At 37.4% G+C, this 19,907-nt stretch carries 16 protein-coding genes; 8 read left to right on the top strand and 8 right to left on the bottom strand.

What is annotated here, in order from left to right:
• Positions 1-34 precede the first annotated feature (34 nt).
• Positions 35-3,112 carry an AAA family ATPase gene (locus ACRPI0_RS09425; protein ID WP_432352325.1) on the bottom strand — a complete coding sequence of 1,026 codons (3,078 nt, stop codon included), beginning with the start codon at positions 3,110-3,112 and terminating at the stop codon, positions 35-37.
• Positions 3,109-4,269, bottom strand: coding sequence for an exonuclease SbcCD subunit D (locus tag ACRPI0_RS09430; RefSeq protein ID WP_432352327.1), 1,161 nt, complete (start codon positions 4,267-4,269; stop codon positions 3,109-3,111). Before ACRPI0_RS09430 ends, ACRPI0_RS09425 begins: the two co-directional genes overlap by 4 nt.
• 424 nt (positions 4,270-4,693) lie before the next feature.
• Between ACRPI0_RS09430 and ACRPI0_RS09435 the strand changes: the two genes are divergently transcribed.
• The 3 genes from ACRPI0_RS09435 to ACRPI0_RS09445 all read left to right on the top strand — a co-directional run bounded on the left by ACRPI0_RS09435 (position 4,694) and on the right by ACRPI0_RS09445 (position 7,327).
• Positions 4,694-5,437 (top strand): metal ABC transporter ATP-binding protein, encoded by a 744-nt coding sequence (locus tag ACRPI0_RS09435; protein ID WP_432352329.1) that lies wholly within the window; start codon positions 4,694-4,696, stop codon positions 5,435-5,437.
• On the top strand, positions 5,437-6,294 hold the full coding sequence (locus ACRPI0_RS09440) for a metal ABC transporter permease (RefSeq protein WP_432352331.1): 858 nt from the start codon (positions 5,437-5,439) through the stop codon (positions 6,292-6,294). Before ACRPI0_RS09435 ends, ACRPI0_RS09440 begins: the two co-directional genes overlap by 1 nt.
• 82 nt (positions 6,295-6,376) lie before the next feature.
• Complete coding sequence (locus tag ACRPI0_RS09445; protein WP_432352334.1) at positions 6,377-7,327, top strand: metal ABC transporter solute-binding protein, Zn/Mn family; 951 nt, start codon at positions 6,377-6,379, stop codon at positions 7,325-7,327.
• A 74-nt stretch (positions 7,328-7,401) separates the two neighbouring features.
• Here ACRPI0_RS09445 and ACRPI0_RS09450 read toward each other — a convergent pair whose 3' ends face one another.
• From ACRPI0_RS09450 to ACRPI0_RS09460, 3 genes are all read right to left on the bottom strand, one after another.
• Complete coding sequence (locus tag ACRPI0_RS09450; RefSeq protein WP_432352336.1) at positions 7,402-7,746, bottom strand: thiol reductase thioredoxin; 345 nt, start codon at positions 7,744-7,746, stop codon at positions 7,402-7,404.
• A gap of 137 nt (positions 7,747-7,883) precedes the next feature.
• Positions 7,884-9,002, bottom strand: a complete 1,119-nt coding sequence (locus ACRPI0_RS09455) for an S-(hydroxymethyl)glutathione dehydrogenase/class III alcohol dehydrogenase (protein WP_432352338.1) — start codon at positions 9,000-9,002, stop codon at positions 7,884-7,886.
• Between the two features lie 166 nt (positions 9,003-9,168).
• Positions 9,169-9,531 carry a winged helix-turn-helix transcriptional regulator gene (locus ACRPI0_RS09460; RefSeq protein WP_432352340.1) on the bottom strand — a complete coding sequence of 121 codons (363 nt, stop codon included), beginning with the start codon at positions 9,529-9,531 and terminating at the stop codon, positions 9,169-9,171.
• Between the two features lie 348 nt (positions 9,532-9,879).
• On the opposite strand from ACRPI0_RS09460, the gene fghA reads away from it, so the two are divergent.
• From fghA to ACRPI0_RS09475, 3 genes are all read left to right on the top strand, one after another.
• Positions 9,880-10,713, top strand: a complete 834-nt coding sequence (fghA, locus tag ACRPI0_RS09465; RefSeq protein ID WP_432352342.1) for an S-formylglutathione hydrolase — start codon at positions 9,880-9,882, stop codon at positions 10,711-10,713.
• A 106-nt stretch (positions 10,714-10,819) separates the two neighbouring features.
• Entirely contained in the window at positions 10,820-13,078 is a 2,259-nt protein-coding gene (gene gshAB / locus ACRPI0_RS09470; protein ID WP_432352344.1) for a bifunctional glutamate--cysteine ligase GshA/glutathione synthetase GshB, read from the top strand.
• Positions 13,079-13,421: 343 nt separating this feature from the next.
• Positions 13,422-13,865, top strand: coding sequence for a DUF4279 domain-containing protein (locus tag ACRPI0_RS09475; RefSeq protein ID WP_432352346.1), 444 nt, complete (start codon positions 13,422-13,424; stop codon positions 13,863-13,865).
• Between the two features lie 197 nt (positions 13,866-14,062).
• Here ACRPI0_RS09475 and ACRPI0_RS09480 read toward each other — a convergent pair whose 3' ends face one another.
• The 3 genes from ACRPI0_RS09480 to ACRPI0_RS09490 form a co-directional block, all read right to left on the bottom strand.
• A complete protein-coding gene (locus ACRPI0_RS09480) occupies positions 14,063-14,455 on the bottom strand; it encodes a hypothetical protein (RefSeq protein ID WP_432352348.1) in 393 nt (130 codons plus the stop codon).
• Positions 14,456-14,625: 170 nt separating this feature from the next.
• Positions 14,626-15,855 carry an MFS transporter gene (locus ACRPI0_RS09485; protein WP_432352350.1) on the bottom strand — a complete coding sequence of 410 codons (1,230 nt, stop codon included), beginning with the start codon at positions 15,853-15,855 and terminating at the stop codon, positions 14,626-14,628.
• Positions 15,856-16,348: 493 nt separating this feature from the next.
• Entirely contained in the window at positions 16,349-17,215 is an 867-nt protein-coding gene (locus ACRPI0_RS09490) for a DUF2268 domain-containing putative Zn-dependent protease (RefSeq protein WP_432352352.1), read from the bottom strand.
• A 1,207-nt stretch (positions 17,216-18,422) separates the two neighbouring features.
• Between ACRPI0_RS09490 and gloB the strand changes: the two genes are divergently transcribed.
• Positions 18,423-19,124, top strand: a complete 702-nt coding sequence (gloB, locus tag ACRPI0_RS09495; RefSeq protein WP_432352354.1) for a hydroxyacylglutathione hydrolase — start codon at positions 18,423-18,425, stop codon at positions 19,122-19,124.
• Positions 19,125-19,472: 348 nt separating this feature from the next.
• Positions 19,473-19,853 (top strand): VOC family protein, encoded by a 381-nt coding sequence (locus tag ACRPI0_RS09500; RefSeq protein WP_432352356.1) that lies wholly within the window; start codon positions 19,473-19,475, stop codon positions 19,851-19,853.
• The last annotated feature ends 54 nt before the right edge of the window (positions 19,854-19,907 follow it).

Consider the following 19,907-nt stretch of genomic DNA (forward strand, 5'->3'; position numbering starts at 1 on the left):
GTATAAAATAATTAGTCGAGATAATGGATGAAAATCACTGAATTTCGATTTTTGTGTAACTGTGGCCTTCTTTAGTCTTCTCCACTCGTAATACTGCAGGGAATGCTTCTTTCAGCTCAGCGACGTGGGAAATGACGCCGATCATTCTTCCTGCTTTTTGTAGATTGACGAGTGTGTCGATTGCTTTCTGCAATGATTCCTCATCCAACGACCCGAAGCCTTCGTCTATAAACATAGTTTCAATCGAAATGGACCCTTGGAAACTTTGAATGACATCCGCCATCCCAAGTGCGAGACTGAGTGAAGCATTGAATTTTTCTCCACCCGACAAAGTTTTCACATCTCGATTTTGTCCTGTGTATTCATCATAAACATCTATCCCTAATCCGCTTTGACGTCCCCGACTCTCCTGACGGTCACTTCTTAGCAGCTGGAATTGACCGTTCGACAAGTCACTTAACCTACCGTTTGTCGCGTGTAAAATCCGTTCCAAGTACTCTGTTTGCAAATAGCGTTCAAATGATAGTTTGCGATCGTTATTCCCGCGAACCAAGTCATGCAGTTCTGTAAGTCGGGCGCATGTTTGTTCCAAACCGCCTTGAGCACCAATTAGCTCATTTAACTTTCGGAACAGTTCAGCAGCATTCTTTTCTAACTCTGAGGCCTTGTGATAAGCAGAAAGTGCGTCTTCATAGCGTTGCTTAACATACTCTGTATGTTCTTTTAAAACATGCAGGTCCACTTTTTCTTTGCCATGAACGAATTCTTCAAGTTCTGCAATGGCTTGTCGCGTTGTTTCCACTTCAACATCATAGTCCCTGATTTTGCGTATGAGCGCAGCACGTTGTTCTTCAAGGAGTTTGCTCTCTTTGTACCCTTTTTCATCTTCAAAAATGGATGTTTTGAGGGCTGAAGAAAATTGTTCAGAAGCGACTCGATTTTTCTCAGTAGCTTCTTCAGCTGATTTTGTCACATAATCCATTGCCGTCTTTGCATTGGAAACCGCTTCCGTTGCAGATTGACGGTGCTGTCGAGCATTTTCCCACTGCTGTTCCAACGTTGTTTTGTTTTTCTCTTCATGTTGAATTTCATCATTTAACGCGTGAAGCGTCCGATACTTATCCGGTACCGTTTTCAATGAATCCTCAAATACTGCTCTTGCTGTATTTAAATCTGCTTGAGTGCTGTCATTCTGTTTTTCCTGTAAGACAATCACTTGTCGCTTCATGAGCAACTGTTCGTTCAATTGCGTGTATTGTTGCTTCAAAGATGGAATTCGATCTCGATTCCCTTTCATCGTTTGTTGCTTCTGTTCGAGTTCATGAACGATTGTTTGCGCAACTTTCAGGGCATCCGGAGTTGGGACCTCCTTTAGTTGTTGTTCAATTTGAGTCACTTCTGCTTGCTCACGTTCCAACTGGAGTTCCGTTGTACGATAAGCTTCATACGCGCGTGTAGCAGTTAGTTTCTCTGACTCCAACTGATCTTTTGAAACACCGCCACCTTCGGGTCTCACTTGTCGTAAAGGATGGTGTTCACTTCCACAAACAGGACACGGCGCTCCTTCTTCAAGAGTATCCGCTAAAAATGCTGCTTGATTTACTAACCAGGCTGATTCGGATGCTTGTGCCTTTGCCCGTGTTTCTTCCATTAGATTCCTTTTACTAACCAAGTCATCAATCAGTTTCTGCATCGCGGTTGCATGGCGGTTATGTCTCATGAGTAACTCTTTTTTCATAATAGCTTCAGCTCGGTCGTCGATTAGTTGTTCATAACCTGAGATGGAATTCTCCAGCGTTTCGATTTGCTCAACTAACTGCTGCATTTCATTTGTTTGAACCTTTTCAGACGCCTTTAACTTTTCTACTTGTTGATGTCCAGTTTCCACTTGCTTCTGTAATGAATGGATTTGACGCTCCTTTTCTTCAATTTGCGTCACGCTCGGTACATAATTTTTAAGTGTTACTATACGTTCCGCACTTTTTTCTCGTTCAGATTGTTTTTGTAGTTCATGATTATATTGTTCTTCTACTTGAATCAATTTCGATTTCGTAGTTTCAAGCGCAGTCGTTGCCTTTTGAAGATCTCGTTGTTTATTATTAAATTCAGTTGTCGCATCTTTTGAACGATTTTCTAACACTTCCAAGTGCATTGCCTGTTCCGCTTTATGCATTCTCATACGATCCAATTTGATGTCCTTTTCACGAGAATCGAGTATGTCCAAAATAAGTGTTTTTTGTGCCAACTGATCAAACTGTGCATTCAATGATGTTGCACCGAAGTATAGCTGTTGAGCTTTTTCGTGCTCTTTATAAGCCGTCTGGTACGTTGACTGGTTTTCATTAGCTTCAGTGTGATAATGGTTCTTTTCTTTGTCTAGCCCTTCTAGTAAGCGTCCAAAATGTACAGATTCCATTTGAAGCACTTCATATAATATCGAATCACGTTCTGGCAAATTTGTAGGAATCTGTTTAACGAGTTGAGTCATGGATAGATTCGCAGTATTCAATTCATTCATCGCATAATCTTTCCGCTGCTTTAACAGTTCAGCCATTTCCTTGTAATGTTGTGTTTTAAAGATTTTTCGTAATATCGTCTCTTTGTTCTCCGTATCCGACGTTAGAAACTTACGGAACTCCCCTTGTGGCAGCATGACAATTTGGCTGAACTGCGCGAGTGAGAATCCTATTAGTTCCTCGATCTTCTTATTCACTTCAGAGACCATTTGTCGGTCAACAGCAGGAATCTCGCCTTCTGCAGTTAGTTGAAAGAACTCTGTACGACCGCTCGTTTCACTCTTGTTCCCTTTCTTTGTATAAGGAACTTGACGCAACACACGATAGGCTCGATCTTGGATAACAAACTCCAGTTCCACCGCCGTTTGCAACCCGGATTGTGCGAAGTCACTCCGAAGAGCACGGATATCTGTCCTATCTTCCCCACTCGCCTGACCATATAATGCAAAACAGATCGCATCAAAGATTGTAGTCTTGCCTGCACCTGTAGCACCTGAAACTGCAAATAATCCATGTTCCTTCAAAATAGTGAAATCTATCGTTTCTGTCCCTCGATATGGCCCGAATGCGGTCATCGTCAATTTTTTCGGTCTCATTCTGATTCCCCCTGTTTCGTCATTAGCTCCTGCAACACTTCTTCGACGATGTTCTCAGTTTCCTGATCCGGAGTATTCCCTGTGACTTCTTCATAAAACGAACGGAATAACGCTCGATCGTCTAAACGTTCAATATCTGAAACTCTTGAAGTAGTTTCTGCTGACAGATTTCGATTCACTACTCGTTCTACGTGCATCGCATTCGGAAAAACAGTACGTACTTTTTCCATTGGAAACAGAACCGGTGCTTCATCCAACAACTTCACGAATACGTAATCCTCACTTGGTTCACTTGTTAAGATTTCATCCATTTTCGCTTTAACTGTTCGAATGTCTCTTTTTTGCGTAAGTGTTCTTTTTTCTATTTCAACGTTTCCTGATTTATCGAGAGTCACGACTAAAAACCCTTTCTGATGACGTTCTTCAGAAATTGAATATTTCATAGGAGATCCGGAATAACGGATAGTTTCATCACCTACGAAATGTGCCTGATGCAAATGACCAAGCGCAGTATAATTGAATGTTCGGAACAAATCCGATGCGACATACTCCGCCCCGCCAATCGCAAGTGGTCTTTCAGAGTCACTCGTATTCTCTTCAGGTTCCCCACCAGGCGTTATAAAGGCATGCGCAATTGCGACATGTCGACTACTAGGATCTAATTCTCCATAAGCACTAATAATCGACTCCATTGCCCGATGATGACTGTCTATAGAATCATTTCCTGACAAGTTCCGTATGACTGATGGATCCACAAATGGAATAAGGTGGAACTGAACTGGCCCATCTTCATCTTCAATCTGAACGGTTGTCCCGTTGCCTTCATCAGTCGGCTTGCCTACTAGATGCAACCCATTCGCTTCCATTAGACGACTTCCAAATTGAAGACGTGCTGGGCTATCATGATTTCCAGCAATCGCAAGCACCGGAGTATTGTAATCCACCGTCAGCTTCCACAACACTTCGTCCAATAAGCTGACAGCTTCAGCAGGAGGAACGGAACGGTCATACAAATCCCCTGCAAGAATTACTACATCGGGTTTCTCTTTTTCAACGGCATCCGTAAATTGCTTTAATACAAATCGTTGCTCTTCAATAAGTGATACGCCTTGTAGCACTTTTCCGAGGTGCCAATCGGCTGTATGGAAAATCTTCATAGTTTATGTGCCCCTTTTCTACTCATCCTATCTCTAGTTTACCGGATATTGGCTGCTCACTCCATCGCAAACAGGACATCTCAAAAGAGACGTCCTGTTACGGTAGGATTTATCAATCAAACACTCTTAAGAGTGCAGGATCACGCGTTTTCACCAAAAATATCAATCACTCAAAATAATCTGGGTTTTTGTACTTTACAGACAAGCTCACTTAGACTATACTATAAAAAGTTGCACATGGGAAACTTAAAGTTGCACAAAGGAAACAAATTGTTGTATTGTTGTAATTAAGAACTCTTTCAAGTTGTTGTGCATACTGTGAAAGAATAAGAGCTCCCCCGGTTTCATGTTAATGAAAGGAAGCTCATTTACGCAAAAAGTTGTACAAAGGAAACTTTACTTTAACAGCTCAGGAGGAATTAGTATGACAGAATCGATAACTGCGAGTAATATTTCTGTTTCCTATTCAGGAAAACAAGTAGTTTCAAATGTTTCATTCACATTTGCACCTGGTAGTCTCATTGGAATCTTAGGTCCTAACGGCGCCGGCAAATCTACACTTATGAAAGCAATGCTCGGATTAATAAAAAAAGATTGCGGCACAACTCAAATCGGTGCAAATTCGATTGATAAAGTACGCAAAAAGATTGCTTATGTGCCACAGCGCTCAAATATCGACTGGAATTTTCCAATTGTCGTGAAAGATACCGTTTTACTTGGAACGTATCCCAAACTCGGATTATTCCACCGCCCTAGTAAGGCAGATAAAGCTTTAGCAATGGATTGCCTGAAACAAGTGGGAATGGAAGAGTTTGCAGACCGCCAAATCGGCGAGTTGTCTGGTGGACAGCAACAGCGCGTTTTCCTAGCTCGTGCACTTGCTCAGAAAGCCGATTACTTCTTCTTAGACGAACCATTTGTTGGCATTGACGTATCGAGTGAAGAAGTCATCATCGAGATTTTAAGAAAGCTTAAGGAAGCTGGTAAAACAGTATTAGTTGTACACCATGACTTATCTAAAGTGAAAAGTTATTTCGATGAATTAATATTGATGAACAAAGAACTAATCGACGCAGGTCCAGTTGAACAAGTATTCCGTGAGAAAAACATGACGCGTGCTTATGAACGACCTATGACGATGTTTGATGATTTGGAGGTTCAACTGTAATGGAATTTTTTCATGACCTTATGAATTACGCGTTCTTACAAAAAGCATTCATTACATCCGTAATGGTAGGTATCATTTGCGGTGTAATTGGTAGTTTCATTGTTCTCCGGGGCATGGCTCTTATGGGAGATGCCATTTCCCACGCTGTACTTCCAGGTGTTGCAATTTCCTACATGCTAAGCATTAATTACTTTTATGGTGCCGTGCTCACCGGAGTACTTACCGCTTTTGGTATCGGCGCAATTAGCCAAAACAGCCGCATCAAGAGCGACTCTGCAATTGGAATTGTGTTCTCAGCATTTTTTGCTCTTGGGATTATTTTAATAACGAAAGCCCGTAGTGCTACAGACTTAACGCAAATCTTATTTGGTAACGTGTTGTCCGTACGAGATTCAGACATGTGGATCACTTTAGTCATCGGTGCAATAGTTATCGGTGTCGTCGTACTATTTTTCAAAGAACTGCTTATTTCCAGTTTCGATGAAACAATGGCGGCTGCATACGGCTTAAACACACGATTCATCCATTATGCGATTATGTTTTTATTGACACTCGTAACAGTCGCTTCTTTACAAACAGTTGGTGTTATTCTCGTCGTTTCGATGCTGATCACACCAGCATCAGCTGCTTACTTGTTAACTAACCGACTCTCTACGATGGTCGTGCTGGCGTCATTCTTTGGTGCATTATCAGCAGTCATTGGTTTGTATTTCAGTTTCTTATACAACATGCCTTCTGGCCCAGTCATCGCACTCGCTACAACAGCGATTTTTGTTGTCGCGTTCCTATTTTCACCGCAACAAGGATTGGTTACAAAACTGTTCAGATCTCGCAGTAAACAAGACGCTGCTGCTTGATGAGAGAGCCGAGTACACTTCCTCTGTTTCATAAAGGTGGAATGACTATATAATTTTCAACTCAAAGGAGAAGATTTTACTTATGAAGAAGTTAGTAACTTGGATGGGATTGTCATTGATGGCAGTCTTCATGCTTGCGGCTTGCGGGAATGACAAAGAATCCGCATCTGCACCTGATGGAAAAGAAAAATTGAAAGTCGTAACGTCGTTTACCATTATTGCAGACATGGCACGCCAAATTGGTGGTGACTATATTGATGTACACAACTTGGTGCCCTCAGGAACGGACCCTCATGAATATGAGCCACTTCCAAAAGACATCAAAGCTGCTACTGACGCTGACGTATTGTTCTATAACGGATTGAACTTAGAAGGCGGAGACAAAGGCTGGTTTAAAAAGATGACGGACGCCGTTCATCAAAAAGATGAAAACATCTATAACCTGACAGAAAAAGTTACACCTAAGTATTTGACTGAAGAAGAAGGCCGTGATGAAGAAATTAACCCTCACGCATTCATCGACCCAGCTGTAGGTGTCTTAATGGCTGAAAAGATTACGGAAGTTTTGATTGAAAAACACCCGACAGACAGCGACAATATCAAAAAACTTGGCGAAGAGTATGTAGCACGCTTGAAAGACCTCGACAAAGAGTATGGAGAACGTATTAACGACATCCCTGAACAAAACCGTACGCTCGTGACAAGTGAACGTGCATTCCAATATATGAATGACCATTATGGCCTGAAAGAAGCGTATATCTGGGAGATTGATACTGAAGAAAACGGTTCACCAAAACAAATCAAAGACTTGGTTCACTTCATCCAAGAACATAAAGTTCCTGTATTATTCGTAGAATCTAATGTTGATACACGTCCAATGGAAACCGTTTCTAAAGAAACAGGTGTACCGATGGCCGAGAAGTTCATTTATTCCGATGAAATAGGTGATCCCGGTGATGAAATCGATACGTATGTGAAGTACTTGCAATACAATATCGATTTGATTCATGATGAACTTAGTAAGAAGCGATAATAATCCACTACAAAAACGGCTAATCCAAATGGATTAGCCGTTTTTGTATCTTTAAAAGTAATTCGATTTCTGAATTACTTGTGCATATAAGCTTTGATTTCATCTTCGGACATGGATGAATCACACATCACGTTCACAGTGTCGCCATTCGTATAGATGAAGCCAGGGACTGTTGGAATGTTGTATTCTTTACGGAATGAGGTAATACCTTCCATATCTGATGATTCAACACTGTTTACATAATAGATAGTAGTATTCGTTTCTTCACTAACTTTTTTTAGTTTTTCAACGAATAGTTGACAAAAAGGACATACTGACTTGCCAATATAGATTACAGCTTCAGCATCCGCATTTAGAAGCGCCTGTGCTTTTTCGGAACCGATTTTTTCAAAACCAGCAACATTTTCTTCATAGGTCATAATTTTTCAATCTCCTTTACTATGGCAGAATCCAACAACGATTGTATATAAAGATCTACTACAAGACATATCATTCTTTACCTATTACAAACGAACTCTAAACATGATCAACCTATTAACAAACCATTATTGAGATCTTATTTTGAATATGTTAGAATCGTTCGGATTGACTCACCTTTATGAAGTAAGTCAAATGCCTTATTAATATCCATAAAGTCTAGATGATGCGTAATAAATGAATCTAAGTCGATTTTACCATTCATGAAGTCTTCTATCATTCCTGGAAGTTCAGTTCTGCCTTTAACTCCGCCAAAAGCTGATCCCTTCCATACTCGACCAGTAACTAATTGGAATGGACGGGTATGAATTTCTTTTCCACCCGCTGCTACGCCGATAATAATACTCTCTCCCCAACCTTTATGACAACATTCCAGAGCCGATCTCATTACTTCGACATTTCCAATACACTCGAAGCTATAATCTACTCCTCCATCGGTCATTTCTACGATAACCTCTTGGATTGGCTTATCAAAATTAGAAGGATTAATAAATTCAGTTGCACCCATTTTTTTAGCCAATTCAGCCTTACCATCATTCATATCAATAGCAATAATCCGGCCCGCTTTTGCTTGGACCAATCCCTGAATTACGGCTAATCCTATAGCTCCTAAACCAAAGACAGCCGTTACAGCACCTTCTTCGACTTTCGCTGTATTATGAACAGCACCGATACCAGTAGTTACGCCACAGCCGAATAGACAAACTTTATCAAGCGGTGCAGTAGTATCTTCAACTTTCACTAAAGAAATTTCAGAAACTACTGTGTACTCACTAAATGTACTGGTGCCCATATAATGATAAATCGGCTCTCCATTATATGAAAAACGAGTCGTTCCATCAGGCATTAACCCTTTACCTTGTGTCTCACGAATGGCACTACAAAGGTTAGTTTTACCTGAAAGACAGAACTTACATTTTCCACATTCAGGTGTGTATAGGGGAATAACATGATCGCCTGGTTCTACAGATGTCACTCCTTCACCTACCGCTACGACAACACCAGCTCCTTCGTGACCTAAAACTGCTGGAAATACGCCCTCTGGATCAGCTCCTGATAATGTATAAGCATCGGTATGACAAACTGAAGTATATAGTATCTTTACTAAAACCTCTCCGGCTTTTGGATCCTCTACATCGATTTCTACAATTTGAAGCGGTTCTCCTGCTTTAAATGCAACAGCTGCTTTACTTTTCAAAAATACCCCTTCTTTCTTATGTTTTATAGCGTTACTGTACCCATCATTACATACATAAAAACTGTAGGCAATACTGACAATTTTGTCACAACAAAAACTACTAATACCTACTTTATCAAGACAAGTAGACTTTCTGTCATATATCTATCTTACACGTACTTAGTTATTATTCACTCTCTACTTTCTTAGTATCTTTTTCTAATGACGCACTAAAAATATCTCCCCAATCACAGATTGAGGTAACGACAGGTTTCAGGAGACGACCAATTTCACTTAGTTGGTATTCAACTTTAGGAGGCACAACAGGATATACAGTCCTTGTAATTATGTTATCCTCCTCTAATTCCCTTAACTGTCTAATTAACATCCGCTGATTAACTTCTGGTAGTTTTTTTTGCATCTCACTTAACCTTAATGGAGACTCCTGTAGCAAACACCATATAATCACTATTTTCCAACGTCCGCCTATAACGGATAAAGCTAAATCTTTTCCAGTAAAATAAGTTTTATCTTTATAATTAATTTCCATTTAAATTCACCCTCTCTTCAGCTCTTCATAAATTGCGATATAATCTAGTATTTTTCCGAAATCAAGCCTAACGTCATTTAGAACGCTGCTTTGTTTCAGGTTTCTTTAATTTCAGAATCAAACAAATTCCGTTACTTATAAAAAGCTGTTCTTTCTTTCTTTCTTTCTTTCTTTCTTTCTTTCTTAAAATAAGTCTACTACCTTTTACAACTTTATCATAGTGACAAAAACGTCAGTATTGTAGAAAGCGTTGTATTGTGTAATTATGGGTATGGATATCAATAAGGCATTGGGTTTGCTTCATAAGATAGCAATCCACATAATTAAAACAAATGGAGAGTGAAATAAATGAGTCTTAAACTAATTGAACAACATTTCTCTTTTGATGGAGTACAATATAAGTACAGCCATTATTCTGAAGTCTTACAATGTGATATGACGTTTAGTATCTACTTACCTTCCAATAAAGAAAAGAAAGAGATTCCTCTTATTTGGTGGCTCTCTGGTTTAACGTGTACAGATGATAATTTCAGTCAAAAAAGTGGTTTTCAACGATTAGCTGAAAAACATCAAGTAGCTGTCATTATTCCCGATACATCACCACGTGGAGAAAATGTCGCTGATGATGCCGCGTACGACCTCGGTCAAGGGGCTAGTTTCTATTTGACTTCAACACAACAACCTTGGGCAAAGCATTACAATATGTATGCGTACATTAATGATGAACTATCGAGTATCGTAGCCACTCTAGTCCCTAACTTCTCAGGAAAAGAAAGCATTATGGGGCATTCAATGGGTGGACATGGCGCATTAGTAATTGGCCTAAAAAATACATCTAAATACAAAGCGGTTTCTGCTTTTTCTCCTATTTTAAGTCCAAGTCAAGTTCCATGGGGAATAAAAGCTTTCTCAACCTACTTAGGTGAAAACAAAGCTTCTTGGAAAGAGTGGGATGCGTCAGAACTTATTAAAGAAACTAATACCCCTCCTATTCTTATAACACAAGGAACTGGAGATCAATTTTATCCTGAACAATTAGAAGAAACGACTTTCTTAGAAAATGCTAAAGCAAACAACGCAGCAATCACATACAACAAAGTTGAAGGATACGATCATAGCTATTTCTTCATCTCGACATTTTTGGAAGATCATTTCGAATTCCACGTCAAGCACTTAAGATGATGTGTTGTAACAAATAAGTTATGGATTAGTAAATATCCACATTTGCTTAGAATGTGGATATTTTTTCCTGTTTTAAAAGATAAGAGAATTAGGAGGTATAGATTGTATGGATTTTAAACATATGTTAGAAAATGAAAGAGTTAAACCTTATTTATTAAAAGCTCGTTTCGGGGTTGAAAAAGAAGGTCAACGCGTTGACTTATTAGGGAATTTAGCTAAAACAGATCACCCTAAAGGTGTTTCAATAAATGACAAGCATCCGTATATTCAACGAGACTTTTCGGAAACACAAATGGAACTCATTACTCCTGTTTCTGAGTCACTAGACGAAATGTTTAATTACTTATCCGCCATTCACGATGTTGCCTATCAGTCTATGGGTGAGCATGAAATGCTTTGGCCACTTAGTATGCCACCTGAGTTACCAGAACAAGAAGATGATATTATGATTGCGAAGTTGAAAGACTTTGCAAGCGTCCTATACCGCCGGCATTTATCGCATTCGTATGGCCGCCGTAAACAGATGATAAGCGGGATTCACTATAACTTTGAGTTTGGTGATGAGTTAATTCAAGCTTTATTTAACTTACAGTCTGAGATTAAAGATTATCGCCAATTTAAAACGGAGATTTATCTTAAAATCACGAGAAACTACTTGCATTATCGTTGGTTGATCACTTACTTTTATGGAGCTTCTCCTAGTAGTGAAAAGAATTTCTTCGAAGAAAATTCTTTGAATGAGCCTGTTAGAAGTATTCGAAGCAGTAAAAATGGTTATTCCAATCATGAAGACCTTCAAGTGTCATTTAGTAGTATACAAGATTATATAAATGATCTTTCCTTAATGGTCAAAAAAGGTGTACTTATAGAAGAAAAGGAATTTTATTCAGCTGTTCGTTTAAGAGGTGGCCGTCAAGTTGCGGAGTTAGAAGAACAAGGTGTTCGATATGTAGAACTCCGAAATATAGATATCAATCCTTTTGATAAAAATGGAATTAGCTATGAACAAGCAGAGTTTCTTCACCTATTTTTAATTTATTCACTATGGAAAGATGAGGGTGAAAATTCGGATGAGTGGGTTAAAGAAGGTGACTTAACTAATGAGATAGTGGCACTTGAGCACCCATTAAAGCATACTCAATTTAAAGAAGATGCTAAAAAAGTAATTGATGAAATGGAATTACTAGTAAAACAGTTAAATTTAACTGTTTCAGAGACGTTGTTTAGTAATCTTCAGGAAATGCTTGACGACCCTAGTAAGACGTTGGCTGGAAGACTTTATGAGAAGAGTGAAAACAGCAGTCAACGTGAAGTCGCTACGTGTATCGCAAAAGAAAATTATAAAAACTCATGGGCTCAACCATATCAACTAACAGGATTTACTGACATGGAGTTATCCACACAAATTATTATGTTTGATGCAATTCAATTAGGAATCAAAGTAGAAATATTGGATCGTCAAGAACAATTTCTAAAGCTTAAATTAGAAGATCATGTTGAATATGTGAAAAACGGAAACATGACAAGCAAGGATAGCTATGTCGCTACTTTAATTATGGAAAATAAAACAGTGACAAAGAAAATTCTTCATCAACATGGATTCCGAGTGCCCTTAGGTGATGAATTTAATGACATAGACCAAGCTTTACGTGCTTACGATATGTTTTCATCCAGACCTTTCGTTGTGAAGCCGAAGACAACAAATTATGGACTAGGAATTTCGATATTCAAAGAAGAGGCAAGTTACGAAGATTATCAAAAAGCAATCACACTTGCCTTCAAAGAAGATTCTTCTGTGTTAATAGAGGAGTTTCTGAACGGAACAGAATATCGATTCTTTGTGCTGAATGATAAAGTTGAAGCTGTTTTATTGCGTACTCCTGCTAATGTTTTAGGAGATGGTATACACACAATCGAAGAGTTAGTCACTCAAAAAAATCGCGACCCGTTAAGAGGAAAAGATCATAGAACTCCTTTAGAAACGATTCAGTTAGGTGAATTGGAGAAACTTATGCTGAAAGGTCAAGGTTACCAAGTAGATTCAATTCCCGAAAGTGATAAAATCATCTACCTGCGAGAAAACTCAAATGTCAGCACTGGTGGAGACTCAATCGATGTGACTGAACAAATACCTGATGACTATAAAAAAATAGCAGTAGATGCAGTTGCTGCACTTGGCGCAAAAATTAGTGGAATCGATTTAATTATTGAAGATACTAAGGTACTTGCAGCTGCTGAAAATGCTTATGGAATTATTGAAGCAAACTTTAATCCATCGATGTATATGCATATCTATCCATACAAAGGAAAGTCTCACCGTGTGTCCATGCACATACTGAATTATTTATTCCCTGAACTAACATAAAACCTGAATTATTGACCAAACGACAAACCCGCCTGAGAAGTTGAGCATTCAACTTTTCAGGCGGGTTTTAAAAACTGACCATCTCAATTTCTACTAAACATTTTCTACTATACTTTTTTGAGCTAAGCTATATTAGCTTTTTTCCATCTTCAACTATTATACAAGATAAGAAAATACGCCTTTTAGGAATCGTATAGTCCGGATTATTGTTTTTGAAACCTAATAGACCTCTTGATATAATGAGCAAAATTACATTATCCGATTACTTTTCCCAGTCAATAAAGAAGGAGAATCGGCGTATTTTGTTAAATTATACATATTATCACTAAAGGAGTTACTAGCTATGAGTCAAAAAACAACAGTTGAAGTATATTTGGATTTCAGAAGATTCGAACCGGATTGGGACTTCTCTTTGACCGCTATAACAGACAAATTAGAAATATCTCCTACTGAAACTAGGAAAGTCGGTGAGTGGGCTACACCAAAAAGACGATCCACTATTACACAATGGCAATATAGCACAGGAGTTATTGAAACAACAAATTTTGAAATGGGATTACAAAAAATAGTTAGCATATTTAAAAATAAAGTTGACATTATTAATGAATTGAAACATGAACTAGGAGTTAAAACTTCATTTTGTGCAGTTACTTATGTGTATGATGGGCGCTCACCAGGATATTCTCTTCCAGTAGAGGTTATGAAATTTGCAGTGAGCATCGACACACTAATCGAAATCGATGAATACGTTTATGGATTTATTGAAGATGATTTAGATGATGAATAAAAATAAGTAGTACCCATTTTCTTAGTGGGTACTTTTCTAATTCTTACATACTTTTATGGGTACTGGCTAATAGCTAAAATGAGATTCCAATACGACTTCTTTACATTTAATTACTCCCATTCAATCTGGTCCTTTTACTGAAAAGGGAGCAAATCCTTGTACAAGAATTGCCCCCGTTAGTTGAATTTCAATTTCCACTATTGTCTTTTTAAAATAAACCTTTGAGGAGGACCGATTGAATGTTCATCTTGAAAGTAAGCTAATTTACCTGGTATGCAAGAAATTATAAATTGTCCTCTATACCATATTAATTCCTCTAAGGCTTTTTTTAGTGGTAACTCTTCTCCATCAAAATGACTTTGTATTACATAGCACATATCTTCTGCACCATGTTTTTCCAACAATTTCTCGATTTCCACAGGGTCTGAATTAGGTTTAGGTATTTGAAACATAAATTCTGTACGAAGAATATTTAATCTTCCCAAAACGTTACTTCGTTTCTGGGATGAAGAAAGTTCGAAAAGAACTCTTTGCTGAATTCTTTTTTCGAAAAATGTTTTAACAATTATTTCTTCAATTTCTTTATTCATATAAACCCCTCACAATTTTCATTTAACGATTCATACTCACCCATTGTGAGTACCACAACTTAAACTAACCTGGTCCGATTACGATATAGACGAAATAGCTTATATAGCAAACGCCCCCGATTCTGGAATATCAATCTATACATCATTGAAATGTATGATGAAGTTTTTTCTTATTCCTTACTGTCTTGTTTATAATAGACTTCCTTTGATTTATCCAAAACGGTTAAACTCACAAGAAATCCTAATCCAAGAAAAGTAAAGGATCCTATAATATATATGAAACGAATCCCATATAACTCAGCAAAAACACCAACTATCAGGGTAAATACTATTATTAGCAATGCCTCTAATACACCAAAAAAACTTGAAAATCTGCCCATAATATTTACTGGTACATGATTTTGGTAAAAAGTTAAAAATCCAATGTTTGCAAATGACAAGGCAAATGTCATTGTGAAGAAACCTACAGATGCCCATATAAAGTTCTGGGAAAATGCAAAGATTAAATACCCAAACGGTGTAAAGATTGCTCCAAAACCAATCATGATACTAGTTTTTAAACGACTAGCGAATAAAACATTTGTCAATGATCCTATTATTATTCCTATTCCGGCAACACTGACAAGAAACCCATAAGTACTTTCAGATAAAAAAAGCACCCTAGTTGCTAATGCAGCTTCTAGAGAGTCTAACCCAGTCATAAAAACAGTAATTCCACAAAAGAGTACATACACCCATGCAATATGCATATTTGATTTACTGAAGCTGAGTATTTCTCTCCAATCATTTCTGATTACTCTGATGCTCACTTTTTCAGAAATAACAGTTTCTCCTTTTAAATTGTCCAAATTGGGAAGTAAAAATATTATTATTGCCGATATGCATAATGCTAGGGAATTTAATTGTATTGCTAGATACGGAGAGCCAATAATAAACAGAAAACCTGCAATTGAAGGTCCTAGTATAAAACCACTTGAATTAATGAAATTTCTAAGTGCGTTAAATCTTTGTCTATTTGTCTTCGTTATGAGTTTCGTCATATAAACCATAGACGTAGGTCCGAAAATTGAACTTGCAATATTTATAATAAATACCCATAGATATATTAAAATTAGTGAATCCATAAATGGAAGTAGAAATATAAAAAACGCTCTGATCAAGTCGAGGAAAATCATTAAATTCTTTTTATTTAGCCTGTCAATAAAACTTCCAGACCAAAAATTTGTACATAAAGTAGCAACTGGTTTAAGTATATAAAGAACGGATACTGAGAATGGTGATCCTGTCATATCCAAAACAATCAGGTTAAGTGCAATCAAATAAATCCAGCCACCCAGATTCGATACACCAATACCTAACAGAAGTAATAAAGGGTTTTTCCATTTAATAAAACTCAACATCGCAGTCACTCCTAAATCCATTTTTGAAGAAAACAAAAAAAAGAAATCCCACCCCCAGGTCATTAGACTTGAGGACGAGACTCCCTGAATTTAGAAGTTCGCGGTGCCACCCCAGTTTGTTCTTGTGTCGCCACAAAAACCTTTCAAGTACGCCTACAAAATATAGTATAGGATATACTCTACCTCTATAACGGGAGAACCCGACACATAATCAATTTCACGAAGATAAAATATCCTATGTGCAGCTCAGAGGCTTGATTCCGTGTGCTTCTACATACTCCTTCTCAGCTTATGGAGTTCTCTGTATTGCCTAAACACATGTACTTGTCTCTTCATCGCTTTTCAATTTACATATATGTTACCATAATTCAGTAAACTTCAAAACATGTGTATTCAACAATCAACAGTAAAATGAGTATACCTTATCCGACAAATCCCCCCGATTGAGGCACAGTCCTTATGCAACTAATAACCCTCAAATGTTAAGTTATAATCAGATTTTTCGCTTCGATTCATCTTCTAATAATAAGGGATATACCTCACGTAAATAATTCGGGATCTCCATTTCTTGAATACTTGCAATCTCTTTAAAAGATATACCTTGCTTCTGTAACATTTTGACTATTTCCCACCCAACAAAATATCTTTCTCTTTCATTTCCCGTAGTACCTTCACCCAACATAAACTTAGTGAGTGTCTGTGATGATGAGTCTTCTAAATATGGAATTATTCCTTCTAGGATCTCTTTATGCATAGATTTATATTCTTGAAACCAATCCTTATTATCTTCTGCTAAATAATCTTCGGTTTGTTTACCAGGAACAAGTTGTTTACTTACTTGCGTTGCTAGACCTTCTTGCAAAATAGCAGTACCAATTGTTCTTTCCCAATCCCCTGATAAATTAGCAGTTTTAGTATGTACTATGTGTGTTAATTCATGCGTTAAGAAAATATCTGAGATCTCAGTTTCAATAGGTAAACACAATGCTAACGTTTCTTCATCAAGTGGAGCTATAAAAGGATTTTTTTCAAATCCTCCTACGAAATAAATTATACCGAAGGTAAAGGCACTGTCGTAACCTAATATCTTCTTAACTTCTGTCAGATGTTCTCTCACAAGAGATTCATCAGGTTTCCAATTTTCTATAAGACTAATATAATCAGAATATTTATCCCATGCATCATTTAATAGTTTTTTAGCTATCTTCTTACCGTTCTCACCTGGAGGGACAGCAGCAAAATTATAGTGCTCTTTCCATAGTTTCCATCTCTCTTCACTTCCAATATCTTTAGTAGTTGCCTTCTTATAAAAACCCAAAAACTTAGGTACTAAATTATGAATCACAATATGATCTTTCAAGTCCTCATTCCTCATATTCAACTAACAATTTGGCCCTATTACTGAAAAGGGTGCAAATCCTTGTTAAAAAATTGCCCCCGTTAGTTGGGAACAGAAAAATATTACATACTAACCATTATTGAATAAACAAATAGTAATGCCAAAGAAGTTCCTATAACATATTTAGAAATCTGTTTAAGTCTATCACTTTCAAATGTCTTGATTAGCAAGTAGAAAAAGCCGACTACCCAAATACCATTTTGGAAAAACTCGGAGATTATATTTCTAAACATATTAAAATAGAAAATTGAGTCCAATAATATCCCTCCTATATTTAACAATATTTCACCACCATTAACCAAACTCTTCTTCAACTAAATGGCCCGATTGTAGTATGATCCTTATTAAATAATCAGCACCCTTATCTAGCATAAACAATTCACTATTCTCCTATGTACCTCTCTCTATTACTTAACACCATTAAAAATGGATATAGAAGAATAGCAAGAACACCTATTCACCTATTATGGGATACCGAGTTTTTCAAAATTCAAAAGTACTATTGCATTTATAATGCTCAGGAGTCTTTTTAAATTTACCACCAGATTTCCCGATAACTCTACCTCCTCTCGGCTCAACAGCATGAACTCTTAATCAGAACCTAAGCCCTTTATCATCTTCTTTTTAGCCGTTTCAAGCTATTTCTTCTCTACCAACACTATAGACTCAACATGTGCTGAGGTTACAGTGCCAACAGAATAAAATATACGGAGTAGCATTTTCCTAATTAATAGCAATTACCTTACCTATTGTATAAATAAGAAGCTTAGATCTTCAGTTAATCTCCTACTTTACCAGCTAAATTCCAATAATCAATCTTTGAAAACTTCCATAGACCAAAGGCATTACTTAAAATGAAAATGTTTTTTGCTGGAAGGTTTACTCCTTCTAATAGAGTGGATGTACAAAAAATGTTTTTTATTAATATTCATTAAAGCAGTTCAATCTTTTCTCAAATCCGTTGTGGTTCTCCCCAAAATGATAAACAATACCTTTTTTCAAAATAACAGGATTAAGGATTGAATTACAGACAGAGGAGGTTGTCTCCTTCATGTATATTAATAATCTCTGTGTTATGATAGTAAGCTAAACTAAAACTTGTCGGTGGAAGGTGAATAATAGTCTTCATACGGCAAATTAAATATATAAAAAGAGGAGGAATCATAAGGTGATTATTTATCCAATCAAAGCCTTTTCTGATAATTATATATGGTGCATTCAAGAAGAAACAGAGGCAGTTGTGGTTGATCCAGGAAAAGCGAGAGTTGTCCTTGATTACCTTGAAGAAAAGCAGCTTCGTTTGGCGGCCATTCTATTAACTCATATGCATGAAGATCATACCGGCGGGGTACGGGAGATTCTAGCGAGTCATCCGGAAAGTCTTGTTTATGGACCGAAAGAAACGAAAGGCTTGGTGAATAGTGTTGTAAAGGAAGGGGACTCCTTTAACTTGTTGGGCCAAACTTTCCAAGTCTACGAATCAGGAGGTCATACGCATGGCCATATCAGTTTTTTAATGGGAGATAATCTCTTTTGCGGGGATGCCTTGTTTTCAGCAGGATGCGGCCGGGTTTTTACCGGCGATTACGAAGCTCAATATGAAACTTTGCAGAAATTTAAGCGCTTGGATGATGATATAAATGTTTATCCCGGTCACGAGTATACCGAAATTAATTTACGTTTTGCATACGACATGCATCCGGAAAATAAAATAATTTCCAAATCATTGGAAGAAGTCCGGGAATTGTGTGCTAAAGGACAGCCAACACTCCCGACAACGATCGGCAGGGAGAAGGAAATTAACCTCTTTTTGCAAGTGGAAACATTGGAGGACTTTATCGAATTGCGTAACGCCCGTAATGACTTCTAGAACAATTACTGTGTTGCTTTTTGCCGAATGGTATATAGCGAAAATTGAAAAGACAAGAATTATAAAAAAGGTACAATACCTTCCCAGAAGAAATCGAATCTAAGTAAAAGCAGGCGGCACACCAAAAATCATTATCGGTTTGCGACCCCTAATATTGCATAGAGGCAAGATGTTTAAGCTTTCTTGCGCCACTTTTCCACTTAACTTATCTTGTATGTTGGAATTAAGATACTGTTTTAAATCAGTCCAACCATTTTATATAACAATTAACTTTATTCAATCGCATCAAGTGTACTTATATAGTATCTATGATAAGATAAGATCAATAAAATTACGGAGGATGATATAATGGACCAAGTGCTCGTTGAAATTTGTTTACGTGTTAGAGACATTGATGCTACTTTAGATTTTTATACTGAGCTTTTTGATTTTGAAGTAGCCAGTCGCAGACAATTCCCTGATGATAAATTTGATTTAATCTATTTAAATTCACCAGGTTCTTCAGTACAAATAGAACTTACTTATAATTATGATGCAGATCCATATGTTATAGGAGATGGTTTCAGTCATTTAGGCGTAACAGTAAATAATTTAGAAGAAATGCATGAAATTTGTAAAGCTTCTTCTTATGAAACAGGTGAATTGAGAGGACTTTCAGGTGGAACACCTTCTTACTTCTTTGTTACTGACCCTGACGGCTATAGAATCGAAGTAAAGCGTAAGAACTAAAACGTTCTAAATACAAAAATGATTGTAAAAAGCCTAACCCTCAACCCTCTAATT

Source organism: Sporosarcina sp. A2 (genome assembly GCF_050858885.1).
Taxonomy (GTDB): Bacteria; Bacillota; Bacilli; order Bacillales_A; family Planococcaceae; genus Sporosarcina.